Annotated in this window: 20 protein-coding genes; 14 read left to right on the forward strand and 6 right to left on the reverse strand. The window is 71.5% G+C overall.

Features of this window, described 5'->3' with window-relative positions; all coding sequences use genetic code 11:
- The first annotated feature begins 56 nt into the window (after window positions 1-56).
- From ABZV77_RS24750 to ABZV77_RS24760, 3 genes are all read left to right on the forward strand, one after another.
- The gene (locus tag ABZV77_RS24750) at window positions 57-422 is read left to right on the forward strand and encodes a PH domain-containing protein (protein WP_283145703.1); all 366 of its coding nucleotides are present in this window, start codon (window positions 57-59) and stop codon (window positions 420-422) included.
- Between the two features lie 128 nt (window positions 423-550).
- Window positions 551-1,762, forward strand: a complete 1,212-nt coding sequence (locus tag ABZV77_RS24755; protein ID WP_356260757.1) for an abortive phage infection protein — start codon at window positions 551-553, stop codon at window positions 1,760-1,762.
- A gap of 88 nt (window positions 1,763-1,850) precedes the next feature.
- Window positions 1,851-2,783 carry an SGNH/GDSL hydrolase family protein gene (locus ABZV77_RS24760; RefSeq protein WP_356260760.1) on the forward strand — a complete coding sequence of 311 codons (933 nt, stop codon included), beginning with the start codon at window positions 1,851-1,853 and terminating at the stop codon, window positions 2,781-2,783.
- Here the strand turns inward: ABZV77_RS24760 and ABZV77_RS24765 are convergent.
- Entirely contained in the window at window positions 2,767-3,048 is a 282-nt protein-coding gene (locus tag ABZV77_RS24765) for a DUF397 domain-containing protein (protein WP_356260763.1), read from the reverse strand. The genes ABZV77_RS24760 and ABZV77_RS24765 overlap by 17 nt on opposite strands.
- A complete protein-coding gene (locus ABZV77_RS24770; RefSeq protein ID WP_356260765.1) occupies window positions 3,008-3,856 on the reverse strand; it encodes a helix-turn-helix transcriptional regulator in 849 nt (282 codons plus the stop codon). The genes ABZV77_RS24765 and ABZV77_RS24770 overlap by 41 nt, the downstream gene beginning before the upstream one ends.
- Window positions 3,857-4,000: 144 nt before the next feature.
- Between ABZV77_RS24770 and ABZV77_RS24775 the strand changes: the two genes are divergently transcribed.
- The 4 genes from ABZV77_RS24775 (at window position 4,001) to ABZV77_RS24790 (ending at window position 8,150) form a co-directional block, all read left to right on the forward strand.
- Window positions 4,001-4,441: a hypothetical protein gene (locus ABZV77_RS24775; protein WP_356260766.1), complete on the forward strand. Its 441-nt coding sequence runs from the start codon at window positions 4,001-4,003 to the stop codon at window positions 4,439-4,441.
- A 17-nt stretch (window positions 4,442-4,458) separates the two neighbouring features.
- Entirely contained in the window at window positions 4,459-5,721 is a 1,263-nt protein-coding gene (locus tag ABZV77_RS24780; RefSeq protein WP_356260769.1) for an ion channel protein, read from the forward strand.
- Window positions 5,722-6,012: 291 nt separating this feature from the next.
- Window positions 6,013-7,137, forward strand: a complete 1,125-nt coding sequence (locus tag ABZV77_RS24785) for a hypothetical protein (protein ID WP_356260771.1) — start codon at window positions 6,013-6,015, stop codon at window positions 7,135-7,137.
- Window positions 7,134-8,150: a hypothetical protein gene (locus ABZV77_RS24790; RefSeq protein WP_356260773.1), complete on the forward strand. Its 1,017-nt coding sequence runs from the start codon at window positions 7,134-7,136 to the stop codon at window positions 8,148-8,150. Before ABZV77_RS24785 ends, ABZV77_RS24790 begins: the two co-directional genes overlap by 4 nt.
- Here ABZV77_RS24790 and ABZV77_RS24795 read toward each other — a convergent pair.
- Both ABZV77_RS24795 and ABZV77_RS24800 read right to left on the reverse strand, forming a co-directional pair.
- Window positions 8,115-8,744 carry a MarC family protein gene (locus ABZV77_RS24795; RefSeq protein WP_356260776.1) on the reverse strand — a complete coding sequence of 210 codons (630 nt, stop codon included), beginning with the start codon at window positions 8,742-8,744 and terminating at the stop codon, window positions 8,115-8,117. The two genes, ABZV77_RS24790 and ABZV77_RS24795, sit on opposite strands and share 36 nt — an antisense overlap.
- A 33-nt stretch (window positions 8,745-8,777) precedes the next feature.
- Window positions 8,778-9,686 (reverse strand): LysR substrate-binding domain-containing protein, encoded by a 909-nt coding sequence (locus tag ABZV77_RS24800; protein ID WP_356260778.1) that lies wholly within the window; start codon window positions 9,684-9,686, stop codon window positions 8,778-8,780.
- A 153-nt stretch (window positions 9,687-9,839) separates the two neighbouring features.
- On the opposite strand from ABZV77_RS24800, the gene ABZV77_RS24805 reads away from it, so the two are divergent.
- Window positions 9,840-11,135 (forward strand): SGNH/GDSL hydrolase family protein, encoded by a 1,296-nt coding sequence (locus ABZV77_RS24805; protein WP_356260781.1) that lies wholly within the window; start codon window positions 9,840-9,842, stop codon window positions 11,133-11,135.
- A 17-nt stretch (window positions 11,136-11,152) separates the two neighbouring features.
- On the forward strand, window positions 11,153-12,577 hold the full coding sequence (locus ABZV77_RS24810; RefSeq protein WP_356261593.1) for an MFS transporter: 1,425 nt from the start codon (window positions 11,153-11,155) through the stop codon (window positions 12,575-12,577).
- Here ABZV77_RS24810 and ABZV77_RS24815 read toward each other — a convergent pair.
- Together ABZV77_RS24815 and ABZV77_RS24820 are read right to left on the reverse strand one after the other, a co-directional pair.
- Window positions 12,562-12,975, reverse strand: a complete 414-nt coding sequence (locus tag ABZV77_RS24815; protein WP_356260783.1) for a hypothetical protein — start codon at window positions 12,973-12,975, stop codon at window positions 12,562-12,564. The genes ABZV77_RS24810 and ABZV77_RS24815 overlap by 16 nt on opposite strands.
- 30 nt (window positions 12,976-13,005) lie before the next feature.
- Window positions 13,006-13,413, reverse strand: a complete 408-nt coding sequence (locus ABZV77_RS24820; protein WP_356260786.1) for an SH3 domain-containing protein — start codon at window positions 13,411-13,413, stop codon at window positions 13,006-13,008.
- A 178-nt stretch (window positions 13,414-13,591) separates the two neighbouring features.
- Here ABZV77_RS24820 and ABZV77_RS24825 point away from each other — a divergent pair, with 178 nt between their 5' ends.
- The 5 genes from ABZV77_RS24825 (at window position 13,592) to ABZV77_RS24845 (ending at window position 19,628) form a co-directional block, all read left to right on the forward strand.
- Complete coding sequence (locus ABZV77_RS24825) at window positions 13,592-14,644, forward strand: ATP-binding cassette domain-containing protein (RefSeq protein WP_356260788.1); 1,053 nt, start codon at window positions 13,592-13,594, stop codon at window positions 14,642-14,644.
- Window positions 14,641-15,489 carry an ABC transporter permease gene (locus tag ABZV77_RS24830; protein WP_356260790.1) on the forward strand — a complete coding sequence of 283 codons (849 nt, stop codon included), beginning with the start codon at window positions 14,641-14,643 and terminating at the stop codon, window positions 15,487-15,489. The genes ABZV77_RS24825 and ABZV77_RS24830 overlap by 4 nt, the downstream gene beginning before the upstream one ends.
- 92 nt (window positions 15,490-15,581) lie before the next feature.
- Complete coding sequence (locus ABZV77_RS24835) at window positions 15,582-16,439, forward strand: hypothetical protein (protein ID WP_356260793.1); 858 nt, start codon at window positions 15,582-15,584, stop codon at window positions 16,437-16,439.
- A gap of 70 nt (window positions 16,440-16,509) precedes the next feature.
- Window positions 16,510-17,577: an endonuclease/exonuclease/phosphatase family protein gene (locus ABZV77_RS24840; protein ID WP_356260795.1), complete on the forward strand. Its 1,068-nt coding sequence runs from the start codon at window positions 16,510-16,512 to the stop codon at window positions 17,575-17,577.
- A gap of 44 nt (window positions 17,578-17,621) precedes the next feature.
- Window positions 17,622-19,628, forward strand: coding sequence for an FUSC family protein (locus tag ABZV77_RS24845; RefSeq protein WP_356260797.1), 2,007 nt, complete (start codon window positions 17,622-17,624; stop codon window positions 19,626-19,628).
- Window positions 19,629-19,802: the final 174 nt, after the last annotated feature.

Genomic DNA, 19,802 nt, shown 5'->3' on the forward strand with positions numbered 1-19,802 from the left:
TTTCCCACTTCACCCGGGGTGCGGGGGCTACGGAACCATCGAGTGGGGGGCCTGACATGGCACTGTTCGGAAACGCGCACACCGTCGACCCGGCGAAGGCGCAGAGCGAGTACGGGCGGCTGCTCGGGCACGGCGAGCAGGTGCACGCCGCGTACACGCTGATACGCGACACCATGCTGTTCACCGACCGTCGGCTGATCATGGTCGACAAGCAGGGGATCACCGGCAAGAAGGTCGAGTACCACTCGGTCCCGTACCGCAGCATCACCCACTTCGCCGTGGAGACGGCCGGGCACTTCGACCTCGACGCCGAGCTGAAGATCTGGATCTCCAGCAACCCGACGCCGCTGCAGAAGACGTTCACGAAGGGCGTCGACATCTACGAAGTCCAGGCGATACTCACGCAGTTCGTGGCCCGCTGACGGTCGAGACCTTCGTCGTTCACGCATAGACCAAAGTGCGATGAGCGCGCCGTGCGCCGATCGGCATGCTCGGGGTCACCGGACGGCGGCGGCAGGGCCGCCGCCGGATCGGGATCACGGGAGGCGCTGTGCGGGACGACGATGCTGTACGGAACGACACCGGTATCAGCAGGGTCCGGTTCCTGGCGGGGGCCGCCACGGTGGGGGCCGCGGTCGCCGCCGGAGCGCTGGCGGGGGCCGGGCAGGCCGGGGCCGCCGTCGGTACGGAACGTCGTGGCGCTCCCGTGCCGGTCCCCGCCGGGACGGGGGTACGGCGGGGACCGGCCTACCGCGGGGTCTGTTACGAGGTCGGGGACGGGGAAGGCCCCGCCACCGCGTGGAGCGCGGGGCGCATGCGCCGCGACCTGCGCCGCATCCGCCACGAGCTGCACGCGAACTCCGTCTCCGTCTACGGGACCGGGGTCGAGCGGCTCGCCGCCACCGCCTCCGAGGCCGCCGGGCGCGGCCTGCACGTCTGGCTGCAGCCGCGCCTCGCGGACGTGCCGGAGCGGGACATCCTCGACCACCTCGCCGAGACCGGGCGGCACGCCGAGCGGATGCGACGGCAGGGCGCCCGCGTGTACCTCAGCGTCGGCTGCGAGTTCGTGCTGTTCGTGCCCGGGATCGTGCCCGGCGCCAATGCCGTGGAGCGGGTCGAGAACATCCTCAAGGGGAACTACGACCCGCAGCAGATGGTCCGGAAGCTGCGGCGCTTCATCGGTCTTGCCGCGAAAACCGGCCGTGCCGTCTTCCGGGGGCCGCTGACCTACGGCGCCGCGCACGACGACGAGGTCGACTGGTCGCTCTTCGACGTCGTCAGCGTGAACTATTACGGGTACCACGGGAGCGCGGACGGCTACGTGAAGGACCTGAACCCGCACACGCGGTGGGGCAAGCCCGTGGCCATCACCGAATGCGGATCCTGCACCTACGAAGGCGCCCCGCAGGACGGCGGCATGGGCTGGCACGACGCCGTCGACTACACGAAGGAGCCCCCGGAGATCAACGGCGGGCTCAAGCGCAGCGAAGGCACCCAGGCCGGGTACCTCTCGGACGTCTTCGACGTCTTCGAGTCCATGAACCTGCACGCCGCGCTGGTCTACCAGTTCGTCAGCCCCGAGCTTCCGCACCGGCCCGACTCCCCCCGCCACGACCTCGACATCGCCAGCTACAGCCTCGTCAAGACGCTCCGCAAGCACCCCGAAGACCCGGAATCCCCCTGGCACTGGGAGCCGAAGGAGTCCTTCCGCGCGCTGGCCCGCCGCTTCGAGCGGGCCGAACGCGCGGCTGCCGCCCACTGAGCGGACTTGGCACGCGGAGCACTTCCCTCCCCGTCGCTCGTGTGTTTGCCTGGTGGCCATTTCGGCTGTCTGGGGCGGGAGTTGCCGCATGCGGAAGCGGAATCTTTGGAGCGCGGGGGTACTGGCCGGGCTGCTCTTACTGGGCGCCTGCGGGGACCCCGGCTCCGGGGACGCGGCACCGGCCGACCTCCCCGGCGCCACGGATCGCGCGGCGCCTCCCGAGCCGTCCGCGTCGTCGTCCGCCACGACGCGGCAGCGCGCCGCCCGGAACGCCCCGGACAAGCCCGCCCCCAAGGTTCTCTACCTCGGCGACTCCCTCGCCATGGAGAACCAGGACGTCCTGGGCGCACAGCTGAAGGACCGCCTCGGCGCGCGGTACCGCAGCGCGCCGTACTCGGGCACGACCCTCTGCGACTACCTCGACGGCACGGGCGAGGACTCCCTCGTCCCCGACAAGGACAAGGCCGCCGCCCTGGTGCGGGCGCAGCGGCCCGACTACGTCGTCCTCCAGTTCTGGGGCAACGCGTGGGGCTACACGCCCTGCATGAAGGGGATCACGTACGACAAGCAGCGCGACAAGTACTTCGACCGGTACGCGGCCGACGCGCGGCGGCTCGCCGCGCAGATCCGGGGCGCGGGCGGTGAGCGGACCCGTGTCGTGTGGGTCCTCCAGGGGCCCGACGCGATCACGCCCGACCGCGTGCGGCGCGTGAACGCGATCTACGAGGCGCAGGCCCGCGCCTCGGGCGGCCTCGTCGCCGACGCGGGCAAGGCGGTGGCGCCGGGCGCGGATCGCTACACGTGGGTGGAGAAGCTGCCCTGCACGGCGTACGAGCGTCAGCATCCCGCGTACTGCACGGAGCAGGGCGCCGGTCGCACGGCTCTCCACCTCGACGACGACTTCCTGCACTTCTGTCTGGCGCCGACCACGGCCAAGTCCCGGCCGTGCCCGGTGCGTTCGCCGGGCATCCGGCGGATGACCTCGGTGGTCGCCGAGAGGGTTGCTACAGATCTCCGCTAGCGGCGGCGGTCACGAAGTGGGTGAAGGCGGTTCGGGTGACGGTGAAGGTGGGGCCGTTGGGGTTCTTGCTGTCCCGCATCCCAACGGAGCCGTTGCACTGGGCTTGGGCTAGCTCTATGCATTCGCCGCCGGTGTTGCCGCTGTACGTCGACTTACGCCACGTTGCGCCGCTGAGGGGGGCGCACTCGATGCACTCACCGCCGCTGCTGCCGCTGTAGGACGACTTACGCCACGGCACGACCGTCAGGCTCTGGCTGCTCCCCATACCGTTCCTCCATCACGCGAGCGATCAGCGTGGCCGAGTCCTCCCGCGAGAGGGCCGAGCCTTGCAGTCGAGCGTAGCCGAGCGAACGCTCCCTGATCACTTGCGGGTTGGCAGTCATGTGCGGGGTGTCGTAGCTCTCCGCGTAGAACAAGTCGGGGTCGTCACCGAAGCGAAGCAGGGTAAACGACCCCATCACGGCAGCGTGTTGGCCCACTGAGAACGGCAGCACCTGAAGGTTCAGCCAAGGGTTGTCGTGGAGGTCCAGCAATCGGGAAAGTTGTTCGCGCATGACGTCCGGGCCGCCAATCTCCCGATGCAGCGCCGCTTCGTCCAACACGACGAGGAGCGCGGGTGGATTGCCTCGGCTCAGAATCCGTTGTCGGTCCATCCGTGCCGCCACGAGCTCGTCGAGCCGTTCCTTGTGCTCAACTCCAAGCACCGCCCGCGCGTACGCCTCCGTCTGCAACAAGCCGTACACCAACTGGCATTGATACGTGGAGATGAAGGTCGCCTGCGCCTCCATCTCAGCGAAGGGCTGGAACCAGGAGGGCAACTGGCTCCGCAACACCAAGCCCACCAACCGCGAGAACAACCCATCCGTCCCCAGCGCCGCGTCCACCCGCTCCGAGAAGTCCCTCGTCGGGACCCTCCTCGTCGTCTCGACCTGGCCGATCAGCGAGGCCGTGACGAAGACGCAGGAGCCCAACTGCGGCTGGCTGAGGCCCGCCGCCTCGCGCAGGCGGCGCAATTCCGAGCCGTAGTAGTCAAGGGGGGACGCACTGGGATCGAGGTCGCGCAGTTTGACCATGTGCTCAGAGTAATCAGCCGATTGCGCTGAGGTGACCGAAATCACGTAACTCGTCGTGTCACCCGTTCGGCCCACGCCCGGTCGCCCCGCCCCACCCACCGTTCGACGCTGTGAGTCCCCGACCGAAGAGAAGGGGCGGCGCACATGAGCAGCGCGACTGCACCCCACAGCAACAAGCCGGACCACGACCACGAGAAGAGCACCGCTCTCTGGGCGTCCGGCGGCACGATGTTCGCCGGTGTCCTGATGATGGTGAACGGCATCCTCGGCATCTTCGAGGGCATCGCAGGCATCGCCAAGGACGACGTCTACGAACGGATCGGCGACTACGTCTACAAGTTCAGCCTCACCACGTGGGGCTGGATCCACCTGGTCCTCGGCATCCTCGTGGCCGTCGTCGGCTGGGGGATCCTCAAGGGCGCGAGCTGGGCGAAGGCGAGCGGCGTCGCCCTCGCGGCGCTGGCGATCGTGGCGCAGTTCCTGTGGCTGCCGTACACGCCCGTCTGGGCGCTCATCTCGATCGCGATCGGCGTCTTCGTGATCTGGGCGCTCTGCAACGACCGCGACGACGTCGCCGGGCCCTGACCGTGCCCGTACGGGCCGTGGGTCTGCCGCCCGCGGCCCGCGCGCTCGTTCCGCTGATCGTCCCCGCCCTGCTCGTCGGGGTGGGGGCGAGTCTGCTGCTGCTCGGGCTCAGCTGGGTCGCCGAACGGCTGCAGGACGTGCTGTGGGAGCGGCTGCCCGACGCGTTCGGGATCGACGGGGCATCAGCAGGGTGGATCTTCGGCACGCTCACCGTGGTGGGCGTGGTCGTGGGGCTCGTGGTGTGGAAGGTGCCGGGGCACGCGGGGCCCGATCCGGCGACGACGGGGCTCGTCGATCCGCCGCTGCCGGTGCGGCTGCTGCCGGGCATCGCGCTCGCCGTGGTCATCGGGCTCGCGGGCGGGGTGAGCCTCGGTCCGGAGAACCCGATCACGGCCATCAACATCGCCCTCGCGTACGCGCTCGGGATGCGGGCCATGCCCCGCTCGCGCGCCGCGGACTGGGTCGGGCTCGCGGCGGCGGGCACCGTCGGCGCGCTCTTCGGCACGCCCGTCGCCGCGGCGCTGATCCTCTCCGAGACCGTCGTGGGGGACGACCCGCGGCCGCTGTGGGACCGGCTGTTCGCGCCGCTGGTGGCGGCGGGGGCCGGGGCGCTGACCACCGTGCTCGTCGCGCATCCGACGTTCCGTATCGACGTACCGGCCTACCCCGGGGCGCGGCTCGTCGACGTGGTCTCCGCGATGGTGATCAGCTCGGCCGCCGCGGCCGTCGGGCTCGCCGCCGTGTATGCGTTCCCGCTCTTCCACCGGGCCTTCCGGCAGCTCGGGCACCCCGTGGTCATGCTGACCGTCGGCGGGCTCGTCCTCGGGGCGCTCGGCGCTCTCGGCGGGCACCTCACGCTCTTCAAGGGCCTCGACGAGATGAAGGAGCTGACCGCGCACGCCGACGCGCACGGCGCCGGGAACCTGCTGCTCCTCGCCCTCGTGAAGCTCGCGGCGCTGGTCGTCGCGGGGACCTGCGGGTTCCGGGGCGGGCGGATCTTCCCCGCGGTCTTCGTGGGCGTCGCCCTCGGCATGCTCGCGCACGCCCTCGTGGCCGCCGTGCCGGTCTCCCTTGCCATCACCTGTGCCGTTCTCGGCATCCTGCTCGCCACCACCCGCCAGGGCTGGCTCAGCCTCTTCACGGCCGCCGTGGTCGTGATGGACATGGCCCTGCTGCCCGTGCTGTGCGTGGCGGCGCTGCCCGCGTGGCTCCTGGTCACCGGGCGCCCGGAGATGCTGATCGAGGAACTGCCCGATGGAGCCCCCGAGTCTGCCCTTTGATACGTAGCCCGAACCATGGCCCGGACATAGGTTGGTTGGGGGAATGGACTCCCTGTGACCGGGTGCAGGCCTGCGAGAAGAGGGACCATGGGCTACAAGCGGGACAGTGGGAGATCGGGCCGCGCCGGGGCAGGGCATCCATCGGTTCACGAACACGCGCAGCGTGCCGGTCGGCCCGAACCGGGGCTGATGGCCCTGCAGCGCAGCTTGGGCAACAGGGCCGTGGTGGGGATGCTCCAGGGTTCCGGGCACTTAGGGAGCCAGGAGCGGGGCGGAGGCGGGGTGGCCTCCTTGTCGGTGCAGCGCACGGACGACGGCCTGACGCTCGGCGCCAACACCAGCGGGCAGTCGAAGGCCGCCGACCCGGCGTTCGAAGTGGACGCGATGGCCTTCGAGCGCAAGCTCGCGGCCAAGGCCTCCTCGCACGCCGCCGCCAAGGGCGCCATGGCCGACATGGCGACGAAGGCCAAGGCGTACATCCGGAGCGGGGTGGGCGGCGCCTGGGACCACGCCGATCAGCAGCTGGCCGAGATCTTCAGCACCGTCGGTCAGGAAGGCGTCGAGAAGTCGGGCTTCGTCGGTACCGCGGTCGCCGATGTGATGGCCGTCTTCGACTCGGGCACGCTGAGCGAGCAGTACACCCACATCGTGCGCTTCTTCACCGAGGTACTGGCCCGGGACCTGGCCAGTTCCGCGAAGCGGGAGGAGATCGACCAGCGCATGAAGGAGGCCAAGCTGAACATGCCCTTCTTGCAGGACCGTCGTCGCGCGATGATGAAGGCCGGTGGCACTCCGGCGAGCGTCGTCACCCGTGACATCGCGCCCGTTCCGCAGGGCTCGGCGGTGGAACACCAGGGAGACGCGCGGGTCCGGCGCAACGACGTACTGAAGGCCCAGCACCCCGACCAGGACCCCGGCGATACCGGGCGCACCGGGCACACGGTCGCGGATACCGGTCTTGATTTCAGTGACCGGCAGAAGGCCATGCACACGAAGGACGACCCGAGCTGGGACGTGCAGCAGGATGCCCTGAAGTGGCTCGCGGGCGCGAAGGTCTGGATGATCAACGAGAAGAACACCTGGGTGGAGGCACAGCGCAAGCTCAGCCTGCCGCTCGGCGGCGGACCGTCCGGCACGACCAACACGATGATGAGCGCCGCCAAGGCGCTCCAGGCGGACAAGTACGGCGCCCGGCTCGCGTCCATCGCGTTCCTCGTCGGGGCCAGTCACCACACCCTCGTCGAGATCATGGCCGCGGCCGAGCCGTTCGGCTGTGAGTACGATCCGACGCAGGGGCTGTACCGGAACATCAAGCCCCTCACCGAGGACGAGCTGCGGGCCTGCGGCAAGGACGGCAGGTTCCCCGGGGAAGCGGCGCCTGCGGGAACAGGAACGGGAACGGGATCCAGGGCATGACGAAATTCTGCGGTCCCTACCCCGAGTTGGTGGGCGCGCGCTTCTGGCTGCCGACGGAGCCGTTCGAGTTCGGCTGGGCGTCCCTCGTGGGCTGCAACGCGCTGCGTTGCACGAGCTGTGGTGAACCGGTGCTGTCGGAGGTGCTGCCCGATGGGGAGCGTCGGCGCTACGCCTGCGGATGCCACCGGCGGGACACGGTCTGGAGCTACCGGATCGGGTCCGAATCGGACGACCTGCACCCGGCGTTCACGGACTGGGTGTGCGGCGGGCATCCCGACTTCGAGCTCCCCTCCGTACTCGACGGGGTGCGGCTGGACGGGGCCACCGACTGGGACGCTCTGGTCGTCGAGGCGGCCCTGCGCCCGCCGTTCGATCCGCCCGGTGTCGAACTGCACGTCCGGTGGCTCACCCGGCTGTACCGCCTGCTCGGCGCCGAACAGACGGTGCTGAGCCGGTCGGTGGCCCGTCTGCTGAGCTCCGAGGACCCGCTCCTGGTGCGGGCGGCCTACGACTTCTTCACCAACGAGCGGCACGCCGCGGGAGCCGAACTCCTTGCGGGCTCGGTGGCCGAGCGCCGGGAGTGGCTGGGCACGACCCCGGACCCGCGCCGCTCCTCGTCCTCCCTCCTCGACGGCGCGGCCCTGCTGCTGCACGAGAGGCTGCTGGTGGTGGACGGCGCAGGCGCCCCTGTGGACGGGGCGGCTCTCACCCTGACCAAGGAGCTCGCGCTCGCCGGTACCGGCCCCGGCGACACCCCGCTGACGTTCCGCGACTACGACCCGGGCTGGCTCTGGGCCCATGCCGGTGCCCTGACCGCCGCGAACCCGGAGTGGGTCGACACACTCGTCTACGCCTCGGCGTGGGCCCCTGCCGTGCTCAGAGGGAAGGTTCTCGCGGAGATGGCCGAGGCCGCTCCGGAGGCGGTCCGCGAAGCCATCGAGCAGCACTTCGAGCAGCCTGAGCGCGACGCGCTGCTCTCAGTGGCCGTCGCGGGCCACCGCGACCCCCAGTGACGTCAGGCCGTCCAGGACCAGGTCCACGCCGACCGCGGCGAGCAGCAACCCGAGGAGGCGGCCCAGGAGTTCGATGGTGGCGTGGTGCGTGCGCTGCAGGACGCGGCCCAGGACGATGACGCAGAGCAGGTCGATGGCGATCACGGTGACGTACGCGCCGACCACCGTGGACCGCCACGTCCAGGAGTCGCGCGCCGCCCCCTCGATGAGTACGGCCGTCATCGCCAGCGGGCTCACGACGTACGGCATGAGCAACTGCCGCACCCCGCTCACCAGGTCGGGCGCATCGGTGCCCGAGCCGTCCGAGCCGAGGTGGATGCCGAGGACGAGTCCGACGGCGTAGATGAAGAAGATGACCCCGCCCGCGAGCTGCAGCGCGGGCGTCGAGATGTGGAAGAGGTCGAGGAGCCAGGGGGAGGCGATGCCGGTCACCAGGCCGACGAAGACCGCGGCCGCCGACGAGATCAGCGCGATCCGCCGCAGCTCGGCCGTGGGGTGGTGCTGCGCGAGCCCGGCGAAGGCGAGCAGCACCTTGGGCGGCCCGACCACGGAGAAGAACGTGATGAATGCGGCGGAATAGCTCAGAGCGGTCATGGGGGCATCCTGCACGCCTGAGTCGCGTACGCCTTAGAACGCCGCCGGGCCGCCGTTCGCCTCGACCGTGTCCCCGACCGCCCGGACGAACGCCTCCACGCGCGCGTCCGTCCCCTCCGTGCGGTGGATCAGCGCCACCTCGGCGCGGGGCACGTCGTCCAGGGGGACGAAGGTGACGCCGGGGCGCGCGTAGTACTTCTCCACGGACGCGACGACCGGGGAGATGCCCTGGCCCGCCGCGACGAGGGTCATCAGCTCCTGGAAGGACGCGACGGCCTGCCCCCGGTGGATCTCGCGGCCGCTGGGCGTGCGCGGCGGGACGTGGAAGTCCCACCAGTACGCGGGCGCGCCGTTCACCACGCCGAAGAAGGTCTCGCCCGCCAGCTCCTCCAGGGACACGGAGGTGCGCCCGGCGAGCGGGTGGCCCAGCGGCATCGCGAGCAGGCGCGGCTCGTTGATGACGACCGGGCCGACGGTCAGGTCCGGCTCCTCGACGGGGAGACACGTGAAGAGCACGTCGACCTCGCCGCCGCGCAGCGCGCCCAGCGGATCCTGGAACTGCGTCTCCCGCATCCGCACCTCGACACCCGGGCGGCGCTCCCGGAAGAGGGCCAGGACGGGGCCCGTCAGCGTGCCCGCGCCCGCGCCGAGGAAGCCGACGTTCAGCTCGCCGCCGACGCCCCGCGCGGAGTCCTTGGCGCGGGCGACCGCCGCCTCCATCTCCTTGTGGAGCGGCGCCAGATCCTCGTACAGCTGACGGCCCAGCGGAGACATCCGCACCACGCGGCTGGTGCGCTCGAAGAGCGGGGCGCCGATCTTGCGCTCCAGCTTCTTCAGCGTCTGGCTGACCCGGGCCTGCGAGAGCAGGAGACGCTCCGCGGTACGGCCGAAATGCAGCTCCTCGGCCAGGGTCAAGAAGGTCTCCAGCTCTTGCCGCTCCACCGCATACCCCCTGTGACCTGCATCGATAAGCCTGAGCGTGTCGATCGTTCCACAGATCGCCATTGATGGGGGAACGCGCTCGGCGGATCTTTGAGGAGTCAGGACGGCGGCCCGCCGGACGGACACCCTCTCTTCAACCACCAGGAGCTCACGATGATTTCGCGTGCCCGCACGTCCCTCGCCGTCACCGCCACCGCCACCGCCCTCGCCCTGACCGCGGGGCTCGCCGTGACCGGCGCCCAAGCCTCCTCCGGGCACCACGACAAGGGGAAGGAGGCTTCGTGGAGCGCCGCCTGGGCGAGCGCCCCGCAGCGGCCGAGCACCGGCTTCAAGCCCAACTGGTCGGAGGCAGGCTTCGACGGCCAGACCCTGCGCCAGGTCGTCCGCGTCACCGAGGGCGGCGACAGAGCCCGCATCCGGCTCTCCAACGCGTACGGCAGCTCGCCGCTGCGGATCGAGAGCGCCACGATCGCCCGGACGAAGAAGGGGGCTCCGGCCTCGGCCGCGGTCGAGGAGGGGTCCGTGCGGCGGCTCACCTTCCGGGGGAAGTCCGCGGTCACCGTTCCCGCGTACGGCCAACTCTCCAGCGACGCCGCGGGCCTGGACCTCGACCCCTTCGAGTCCGTCACCGTCACCCTGCACCTCTCGGGCACGACGGGCCCCGCCACCTTCCACGCCCAGTCCTTCGCGACCAGCTACCGCGCCCAGGGCGACCACACCGCCGACGCGGGTGCCGGGGCCTTCGGCGAGTCGACGGAGTCCTGGTACTACCTCTCCGGCGTGGACGTCAGCGGCTCCGGTAGCGCCCCGAAGCGCGACGGCGTCGTCCTCTTCGGCGACTCCACCACCGACGGCTTCGCCTCCTCCACCGACCGCAACCGCCGCTGGTCCGACGCCCTCGCCGAACGCCTCGACAGGACGGGGAAGCAGCGCCCGGTCCTGAACGCCGGAATCGGCGGCAACCTCGTCCTCAACGACTCGGCCTGGTACGGCGAGAAGGGCATCAACCGCCTCTCGCGGGACGCCCTCGACCTGCCCGGCGTCGGCACCGTCGTCATCCTCGAAGGCCTGAACGACATCGGCTTCAGCGAGACCGACAAGCCCACCTACAAGCCCGCCCCCGTCGTCTCCGCCCGCGAACTCATCAACGGCCACCGTAAGTTGATCCGCGAGGCGCGGGCGAAGGGCGTGCGGGCCGTCGGCGCCACGCTGCTCCCCCTCGGCGGGTCCGACCACTACGGCAAGCGCGCGGCCGCCGTGAGCGACGCGTTCAACCGGTGGGTGCGGACCTCCGGCGAGTACGACGCGTACGTCGACTTCGACAAGGCACTCGCCGACCCGAAGGACCCGGAGCGGCTGGCCCCCGCGTACGACAGCGGCGACCACCTGCACCCGAACGACGCCGGTTACCGGGCCATGGCCCACGCGGTGGACCTGGAGACCCTGTGATGACCGGGACCACCCCCATGACCGGGCGTCAGAAGCTCGTCCTGACCCTGCTCCTCGGCTCCCAGTTCATGATCGCCGTGGACTTCTCCATCCTGAACGTCGCCCTGCCCGTGGTCGGCGAAGGGCTCGGCTTCTCCCTCGCCGACCTCCAGTGGATCGCCACCTCGTTCGCGCTCGCCGCCGCCGGTTTCACGCTCCTCTTCGGCCGGATCGCCGACCTCTTCGGGCGCAAGCGGCTCTTCATCGGCGGCATGGCACTGCTCGGCCTCTCCTCGGCCCTCGGCGGCCTCGCCACCTCGCCGGAGGTGCTCCTCACGGCGCGCGTGCTGCAGGGTCTTGCCACGGCGGCCGTCACCCCGGCGGGGCTCGCCCTGCTCACCACCGCGTTCCGCGAGGGGCCGCTGCGGGACCGGGCGCTCGGTCTCAACGGCGCCCTGATGTCGGCGGGCTTCACCACCGGCGCGATCCTCGGCGGGCTCCTCACCGAACTGCTCTCCTGGCGCTGGGCGTTCTTCATCAACGTGCCCGTCGCGGCCGCCGTCGTCGCCCTCGCGCCGTCCCTCCTCACCGACTCGCGGATCGTCTGCAGACACCGTCTGGACCTGCCGGGCGCGGTCACCGTCACGGGCGGGCTGCTGGCCCTCGTCTACGGGCTCACGCGGGCGGGTGAGAGCGGCTGGACCGAGCCCGTCGCGGTCGGCGCGCTGCTCGCGGGAGCGGGACTGCTCGTCGCCTTCTGGTTCGTGGAACAGCGCTCGCCCGCGCCGCTCGTGCCCGTCCGCATCATGCGGCGCCGCTCGGTCGTCTGGGGCAACACGGCGGGCCTGATCGCCTTCGCCACCGAGACCTCGCTGGTCTTCCTCATGACGCTCTATCTCCAGGAAGTGCTCGGGTACTCGGCGCTCGCCACGGGGCTCGCGTTCGGTGTCCTCGGTGCGGGCACGGTGGCCGGGGGGATGCTCGGCGGGCGGGCGGTGAGCCGGTTCGGCGGCCGGGCGGCGATCCTCGGCGGGGGCGTGGTGCAGGCCGCCGCCACGCTGTCACTGGTCGCGCTCGGGACGTCGGGCGGCTGGCTGTATCTGCTGCTGGCCGCCACGTTCGTCGGCGGTGTCGGCAACATGCTGGTCATCGTGGGCTTCATGGTGACCGCCACGTCGGGTGTCGCCGACTCCGAGCAGGGCCTGGCGACCGGTCTGGCGACCATGACCCAGCAGGTCGGCATCACCCTCGGCATCCCGGTGATGAGCGCGATCGTCGCGGCCCGGACGGGGCCGGGTGCGGGATCGGGGGCCGATCCGCAGGCGGTCCTGTCCGGGGTGGGCGTGGCGGTGGCCGTCAACTCGGCCCTGGTGCTCGGGGCCGCACTGCTCGTGGCGCACCGGCTGGGGCGCGGGGCAGCAGCGAAGCCCACGGACGAGGCGCCCGCTCACTCGGTCGTGTAGTAGCGGTAGAACGTCACCGCGAAGACTCCCGCCGCGACCACCAGCGCCATCCCGACGGACCGCAGCACGCTCGCCCCGGCCAGGCTGTAGAGATAGCCGAACGCGACGCCCGCGAACGCCGTCCAGGACAGCGCGCGCAGCTCGCGCGGAAGCGCCGGCGCGATCCGGTGCAGGGCGAACATCAGGGCGGCGAAGACGAGGCCGGTCACCACTCCGAACATGACGTTCCCGGTGGTGATCGGCCCGCCGTCGCGTCGGATCGCGCAGGCCCACAGGCCGTAGACGACGCCCATGAGCAGGGCGAGCCCGGCCCAGCGGGACGCGGAGGTGGAGGTGGAGGTCGGGGTCGGGGTCGTCCGTGCGCCGGGCGCGTAGCGGACGGGTGCGGCGTGTGCCATGACGGTTCCCTTCTCAGCTCCGGGCGTACATCAGTGATCGCGGTACGCGCACGGGTCGTGGTCGCAGTCCCGGTGGTCCCGGTCGCGCCACTGCGGGCACGGGTCCCCGGACGAGGCGCAGGCCGGCACGTGGCGGCCGCCGGTGTCGACGTACGCCGCGCTCACCCAGCCGCGGACGCCCTCCAGCCAGTACCAGTGCGGGTTGCCGTGGATGGTGGTCCCCTGTACCGCGCATTTGACGCGGTCCTGGCTGCCGTACGGCAGCTTCGCCAGGATCGAGCCGTGGGTGCTGGGCTCGTCCCGCACCTTCAGGTCAGGGCCCGAGACGACGGTGCCCCAGATGACGCTGTCGTCGTTGTGGGCGACGGCTGTGGCGGCGGTTCCCGCACTCAGTACGGTCACCGCGCAGACCGCCCCCACCCTCAGAGCGATTCGCATGATCGGCCTCCTCGCCCCCTCATCCAGGAAACACCCGTTCGGCCGAGCGCTCCACCGGAAGCTTCCCTACGCTGAAATCGATGAGTTTCCGGGGCGGCCCCGGTCTGCCCTCATGACGGATTCGACGAACACGAAGACGAATCCCTGACTCCTTGCTCCTGTGAGAAGGCGGGCGGACATGAGCAGCATGGCCATCGAGACCGCGGGTCTGGTGAAGACCTTCGGCGACAACCGCGCGGTCGACGGCATCGACCTCTCCGTCCCGGCAGGCACGGTCTACGGCGTGCTCGGACCGAACGGGGCGGGCAAGACCACGGCGGTCAAGATGCTCGCCACCCTGCTGCGGCCCGACGGGGGCGAGGCGCACGTCTTTGGTCACGACGTCGTGCGCGAGGCGGATGCCGTACGCAGCAGGGTGAGCCTCACCGGGCAGTACGCGTCGGTCGACGAGGACCTGACGGGCCTGGAGAACCTGATCCTGCTCGGCCGTCTCACCGGCCACTCCAAGCAGGCGGCGCGCGGCCGTGCCGGGCAGCTCCTGGAGGCCTTCGGGCTGACGGAGGCGGCGGCGCGGCAGGTGAAGAACTACTCGGGCGGCATGCGGCGCCGCATCGACATCGCCGCGTCCATCCTGAACACACCCGACCTGCTCTTCCTGGACGAGCCGACGACGGGCCTCGACCCGCGCAGCCGCAACCAGGTCTGGGACATCGTGCGCGCGGTCGTCGGCCACGGCACGACGGTCCTCCTCACCACCCAGTACCTCGACGAGGCCGACCAGTTGGCGGCGCGCATCGCCGTCATCGACCGGGGCAAGGTCATCGCCGAGGGCACCAAGGGCGAGCTCAAGGCGTCGGTCGGCGCGGGCTCGGTGCATGTGCGGCTGCGGGAGGCCGCGCAGCGCGAGGAAGCCGCGCGGCTGCTCGGCGCGGTGCTCGACGCCCAGGTGCAGCTGGAGCCGGACCCGGTCGCGCTGACGGCCCGGGTCGGGGCGGACGGAGCAGACGGGACGGGCGGGGCGACCGGGGCGGACGGCAGCGGAGCCGCCGAGCAGGCCTCGCGAGCGCTGGCCGAGCTGGCCCGCGCCGGGATCACCGTCGACAACTTCTCGCTGGGCCAGCCGAGCCTCGACGAGGTCTTCCTCGCCCTGACCGGCACGGACGCCGCCCACCAGCCCCCCGCAACCCCCGCGACCGGCACGGACGACGTCAAGGAAGAGGCCACGGCATGAGCACCGCAGCCCCCATCGAGGCCCAGGATCTCGCGCCCGTCAGGACCGAGTCCCTCGCCGAGCTCCTCATCGCCACCGAGCGGCCGCCCAGGCCCACCGCGCTGTCCGCCTGTCTGACGTTCGGCTGGCGCGCCATCCTCAAGATCAAGCACGTGCCGGAGCAGCTCTTCGACGTCACGGCGTTCCCGATCATGATGGTGCTGATGTACACGTACCTCTTCGGAGGGGCGCTGGCGGGATCTCCGCGCGAGTACATCCAGTACCTGCTGCCCGGCATCCTCGTGATGTCCGTCGTGATGATCACGATGTACACGGGCGTCTCGGTCAACACCGACATCGAGAAGGGCGTCTTCGACCGCTTCCGTACGCTGCCGATCTGGCGCCCCTCGACGATGGTCGGCTACCTCCTCGGCGACGCCCTGCGCTACGCCATCGCGTCGGTCGTCATCCTCACCGTCGGCCTCATCATGGGCTACCGCCCGGACGGCGGCTTCGTCGGCGTCGTGGGCGGCATCGCGGTGCTGCTCGTCTTCTCCTTCGCCTTCTCGTGGATCTGGACGATGTTCGGGCTGCTGCTGCGCACCGAGAAGTCGGTGATGGGCGTCAGCATGATGGTGATCTTCCCGCTGACCTTCCTCAGCGACATCTTCGTGAAGCCGGAGACGATGCCGGGCTGGCTGCAGGCCTTCGTCAACAACAACCCCATCACCCACTGCTCGTCGGCGGTCCGCGCCCTGATGGACGGCACGTCGCCGACGACGGAGCTGGCGTGGACGCTCGGCTGGGCGCTGCTCCTGGTGGCGGTGTTCGGGCCGGTGACGATGCGTCTGTACAACCGGAAGTAGAGGCTGTTGCCCGCCTGCGGCGGCGGACGCCGTTGCCCCATATGCAGTCGCCCCGGTCGCGCCCCGCGTGACCGGGGCCTTGCCTTGGAGGCGTGCCGAAACTCGTCCGCAGCACCGCCCGGGGCAGAGCCGCCCTCTCCGCCGTCCTCCTGGTCCTCGCCTGCGTGCTGGTCCCGCTGGGCGTGCTCTCCGTCTGGGCGAAGTACGAGATCGGCGACCGGGACAGTTACGTCGCCACGATGGCACCGCTCTCCGCCGACCCCTCGGTACGCGCGGCGGTCGCGGACGAGGTCACCCGCTCCGTGATGAAGGAGATCGACGTGGGCCCGCTGCAGGGCACGGTCGAGTCGTTCGTACGTGACGCGGTGGGGTCGTTCACCGAGACGGGGTCCTACAAGACGGCCTGGAACGCGGCGAACCGGGCGGCGCACGACGCCCTGCAGTCGGCCCTCAACGACGACTCGAACGGCGAGGTCACCATCGACCTCGCGCCCATCACCGAGCAGGTCAAACGGCAACTGGTCGACGAAGGCGTGCCGTTCGCGTCGAAGATCCCGGTGAAGCACACGGAGATCACGGTGCTCCAGTCCAAGGACCTCGGCTGGCTCTGGCAGAGCTTCCACGCGCTGCAGGCGGCGGGCGTCTGGCCCGCGGTGGCGGCGGCCGTCCTGGCCGCCGCGGGCATCCTGCTCGCCGTCCGCCGCCGCAGGGCGGCCGTCCGCACGGCACTCGGCATGGCACTCGCCGCGGCGGTCCTGGTCCTCGCCGTCGCCATCGGCCGCGCCCTCACCCTCGACGACCTCCCCTCCGGCATCTCCGGCGACGCCGCGGGCGCGGTGTTCGACGCCCTGACGGAGACGCTCCGGGTGACGGCGTGGGTGATCATCGCGGTGATGCTGCTCGTCGCTCTTGCGGTGTGGCTCCTGCCGCGGCTGCGCCGCCGTACCTGACCCTCCGGTGGCCGTCGGGCAACCGCCGTCCGCCCCGCCTCGTCCTTGAGGGAGGATTCGAGCAGGCGGGATGTGGCAGTTCAGCGACGACGAGAGGGCCGGATTCTTGGACAGCGCGGACCGGGTGACCGTAGGACCCGGCGTCGAGGAGGAGTTCGACGCGCGGGAGCCCCGGCGGCGGGTGGGGCGGGTCGCGGCGTGGGGGGCCGGGGTGCTGCTGGCCGGGGTCAGCGTCGTCCTCGGGTTCCGGGTGGCCGACTCCGACGGGTTCACGCCCGTGCCGCAGATCCTCGCCTTCCTGCCCTGGCTGCTCGTGCCCGCCGTCGCCGGACTGCTGATGACCGTGCTCGCGCGGTGGCGCGTCGGCATGCTGTGGGGCGTCGTGGTGCTCGGTGTCGTCGCCTGGTACATGGAGCCCTACGGGAACACCGACGCGCCGAGCGGACCGGCCGTCGCCGAGCTGCGCGTGCTGACCTCGAACGTCGAGTTCGGGGGCGGTACGGAAGGGCTCGTCGACGCCGTCCGCGAGGAGCGGCCCGACCTGCTCTTCGTCGAGGAGTGCGACTTCTCCTGCTCCGCGCTGCTGCGCAAGGAGCTGCCGCACGCCGACTACCCCTACCGCGAGTCCGTCGAGGCGTCCGGCGCCGAGGGCTCCGTCATCCTCGCCAAGGTCCCGCTGAAGGGCGCGGACGGCATCGACGGCACCCTCGGCATGCCCGGCGCCGTCGCCGACGTGGAGGGACATCCCGTACGGGTGCAGCTCGCGCATCCCATGCCCCCGGTGCCCCGCGGGGTCGGCCTGTGGCAGTCCGAGCTCGGCAGGATCCGGGAGTACGCGGCCGCCGGGGACGGCAAGCCCACCATCATCGCCGGGGACTTCAACGCCACGCAGGACCACGCGGCGTTCCGTTCGGTCCTGGACAAGGGGAAACTGCGCGACGCCGCCCGCCTCGCCGGGTCCTCCCGCGCCCCGAGCTGGCCCGCCGCCGCGCCCGCCCCGCTCGGCGCCCAGATCGACCACGTCCTCGCCACGCCCGACTTCTCGGCCCGCGACGCCCGCTTCCTGGACATCGGACACACCGACCACCGGGCGCTCGTCGTCACACTGACCCTGCACAAAGCCGAAACAGAGCGTTGATCCTCCGGCCAGGGCAAGTCACGTAAAGCGCCGATAATGGGCGCATGCCCCGAGAGTCCCGCCCCGCCCGTCCGGTCTCACCGAGCCCGCTCACCCCACCCGACTGGCTGGTCAGGTCCCTCAAGCCGCAGTCCGCGCCCATCCCCTGGGCGGCCGTGGCCCGCGCCTCCGTGGCAATGGCGCTCCCCCTCGCCCTCGGCATCCTCGCGGGACAGCCCTCGTACGGCGCGCTCGCCTCCATGGGCGCCCTCTCCGGAGTCATCGGCGACACCGCCGACGCCTACCGCATGCGGATCTTCAACATCGCCGTCCCGCAGCTCTTCGGCGCCCTCGGCGTCACCCTCGGCTCGCTCGTCTTCGGGCACGGCTGGGTCGCGGTCGGCGCCGTCACCTTCGTCGCGCTCGTCTCCGGGATGATGTCGACGATCGGTGCCGTCGCCTCGGTGTCGGGCCTCCTCCTGCTGCTCAACTGCGTGGTCGGCGCCGGGCTCCCCATGCCCGGGGAGTGGTGGCTCGCGCCCGTCCTGATGACCGGCGGCGGGCTCCTCGTCCTCACGCTCGCCCTGCTCGCCTGGCCGCTGCGCTCCGGCGTCCCCGAACGCGCCGCCGTCGCCGCCTCCTACCGCTCGGTGGCCGCACTGCTCGACGCGGCGGGCACGGACACGTACGGCGACGCACGCACCGCGGTGACGACCTCGCTGAACCAGAGCTACGACCTCGTCCTCGCCCGGCGCACCCGCGACCACGGCCGCACCCCCGAACTGGTCCGGCTCGTCGCCCAGTTGAACGCCCTCACCCCGGTCATCGAGGCGGCCCCCGCCGCCGACCAGGCCGCCCGCCACGCCTGCGTACGCCTGCCGCCCGAAGTCCCCGCCGCGGTCCGCGCGCTCGCGGACGCGGTGGAGCGCGGCGAGACCCCGAACACCGACCCGGCCGGGACCCCGGCCCGCGCCGCCGCCCGCATCCCCGAACCCCAGGACCACGCCGCCCGCGCCCTCGACCACGCCGTCCTGCACGCCGCGGAGACCTTGGCCGACCCCGACCCGCTCGGCGTCATCGAGACCGACGACCGCCTCGGCCGCCCCGCGGCCCTGCGCGTCCGCGCCCGCCGCGCCGCCCGCAACGTCGTCCTGTCCGGCGCCTCCTGGCGCTACGGCCTGCGCCTCGCGCTCTGCATCGGCATCGCCCAGGCCCTGGTCTCGATCATCGACGTCCCCAGGTCGTACTGGGTGGCGCTCACCGTCACCTTCGTCCTCAAGCCCGACTTCGGCTCGGTCTTCTCCCGCGCCGTGCTGCGCGCCCTCGGCACGGCGGCGGGCCTGGTGGTCGCGGCGGCGGTCCTCGCGGAGGTCCCCCACGGCTGGTGGGACGTCCCGGTGATGATGCTGCTCGCCCCGCTCATCCCGGCCCTCACCACCCGCGGCTACGGCTACCAGACGGCGGCGATCACCCCCGTCATCCTCCTCCTCTCCGACATCCTCAACCACCAGGGCCTCGGGCTCGTCGTGCCGCGGCTCGTCGACAGCCTGATCGGCTGCGCCATCACGCTCGTCGCGGGCTATCTGCTCTGGCCGGAGAGCTGGGGCACCCGGATCGGTGACCGGCTCGCCGACGCGGTCGCGGACACCGCCCGGTACGTGGAGTGCGCGTTCGGCGCCGACGCGGACCCCGCCGCCCGCGCCCGGATGCGCCGCGGTCTCTACCGCGACCTGTCCGTCATCCGCTCCGAGTTCCAGCGCGCCCTGACCGAACCACCACCCACCGGAACGCGCGCCGCCGCGTGGTGGCCACTGGTCGTCGCCGTCGAACGCATCCTGGACGCCACAACGGCGGCAAGGGTCCGCATCCGGCACGGAGCGGAGCCGCCGAAGCGGGACGAGGTGGCCGAAGTGGCCCGCGAGCTAAGGGACTTGGCGAACCGCCTGCGCGCGTCGGTGATCCTGGAGAAGGGCCACGTGAACTTCACGACCGACACCAAGGACAGCGTCCTGGAGCCCCTACGCCAGGAGGTAGCGGCGGCTAGGGCGGTGGCGTCCTCGAAGACTGCCTAAGGGGCGCGGGGAACTGCGCAACCGGGCCGAAGGGTGGGGGCACGGGGCCGCGCGACCAGGCCGAAGGGTAGCCAGAAAGGGGCGCGGGGAACTGCGCAACCGGGCCGAAGGGTGGGGGCACGGGGCCGCGCGACCAGGCCGAAGGGTAGCCAGAAAGGGGCGCGGGGAACTGCG

Origin of the sequence: Streptomyces sp. NPDC004732 (assembly GCF_040609235.1) — a bacterium.
In the GTDB taxonomy this organism is placed as follows: domain Bacteria; phylum Actinomycetota; class Actinomycetes; order Streptomycetales; family Streptomycetaceae; genus Streptomyces.

What these genes read in the sequence shown, in the direction of transcription:
- ABZV77_RS24750 (WP_283145703.1), top strand. Translation starts at nt 57, where the DNA reads ATGGCACTGTTCGGAAACGCGCACACCGTCGACCCGGCGAAGGCGCAG.
- ABZV77_RS24760 (WP_356260760.1), top strand. Translation starts at nt 1,851, where the DNA reads ATGCGGAAGCGGAATCTTTGGAGCGCGGGGGTACTGGCCGGGCTGCTC.
- ABZV77_RS24765 (WP_356260763.1), bottom strand. Translation starts at nt 3,048, where the DNA reads ATGGGGAGCAGCCAGAGCCTGACGGTCGTGCCGTGGCGTAAGTCGTCC.
- ABZV77_RS24770 (WP_356260765.1), bottom strand. Translation starts at nt 3,856, where the DNA reads ATGGTCAAACTGCGCGACCTCGATCCCAGTGCGTCCCCCCTTGACTAC.
- ABZV77_RS24775 (WP_356260766.1), top strand. Translation starts at nt 4,001, where the DNA reads ATGAGCAGCGCGACTGCACCCCACAGCAACAAGCCGGACCACGACCAC.
- ABZV77_RS24790 (WP_356260773.1), top strand. Translation starts at nt 7,134, where the DNA reads ATGACGAAATTCTGCGGTCCCTACCCCGAGTTGGTGGGCGCGCGCTTC.
- ABZV77_RS24795 (WP_356260776.1), bottom strand. Translation starts at nt 8,744, where the DNA reads ATGACCGCTCTGAGCTATTCCGCCGCATTCATCACGTTCTTCTCCGTG.
- ABZV77_RS24805 (WP_356260781.1), top strand. Translation starts at nt 9,840, where the DNA reads ATGATTTCGCGTGCCCGCACGTCCCTCGCCGTCACCGCCACCGCCACC.
- ABZV77_RS24810 (WP_356261593.1), top strand. Translation starts at nt 11,153, where the DNA reads ATGACCGGGCGTCAGAAGCTCGTCCTGACCCTGCTCCTCGGCTCCCAG.
- ABZV77_RS24815 (WP_356260783.1), bottom strand. Translation starts at nt 12,975, where the DNA reads ATGGCACACGCCGCACCCGTCCGCTACGCGCCCGGCGCACGGACGACC.
- ABZV77_RS24820 (WP_356260786.1), bottom strand. Translation starts at nt 13,413, where the DNA reads ATGCGAATCGCTCTGAGGGTGGGGGCGGTCTGCGCGGTGACCGTACTG.
- ABZV77_RS24825 (WP_356260788.1), top strand. Translation starts at nt 13,592, where the DNA reads ATGAGCAGCATGGCCATCGAGACCGCGGGTCTGGTGAAGACCTTCGGC.
- ABZV77_RS24830 (WP_356260790.1), top strand. Translation starts at nt 14,641, where the DNA reads ATGAGCACCGCAGCCCCCATCGAGGCCCAGGATCTCGCGCCCGTCAGG.
- ABZV77_RS24840 (WP_356260795.1), top strand. Translation starts at nt 16,510, where the DNA reads ATGTGGCAGTTCAGCGACGACGAGAGGGCCGGATTCTTGGACAGCGCG.
- ABZV77_RS24845 (WP_356260797.1), top strand. Translation starts at nt 17,622, where the DNA reads ATGCCCCGAGAGTCCCGCCCCGCCCGTCCGGTCTCACCGAGCCCGCTC.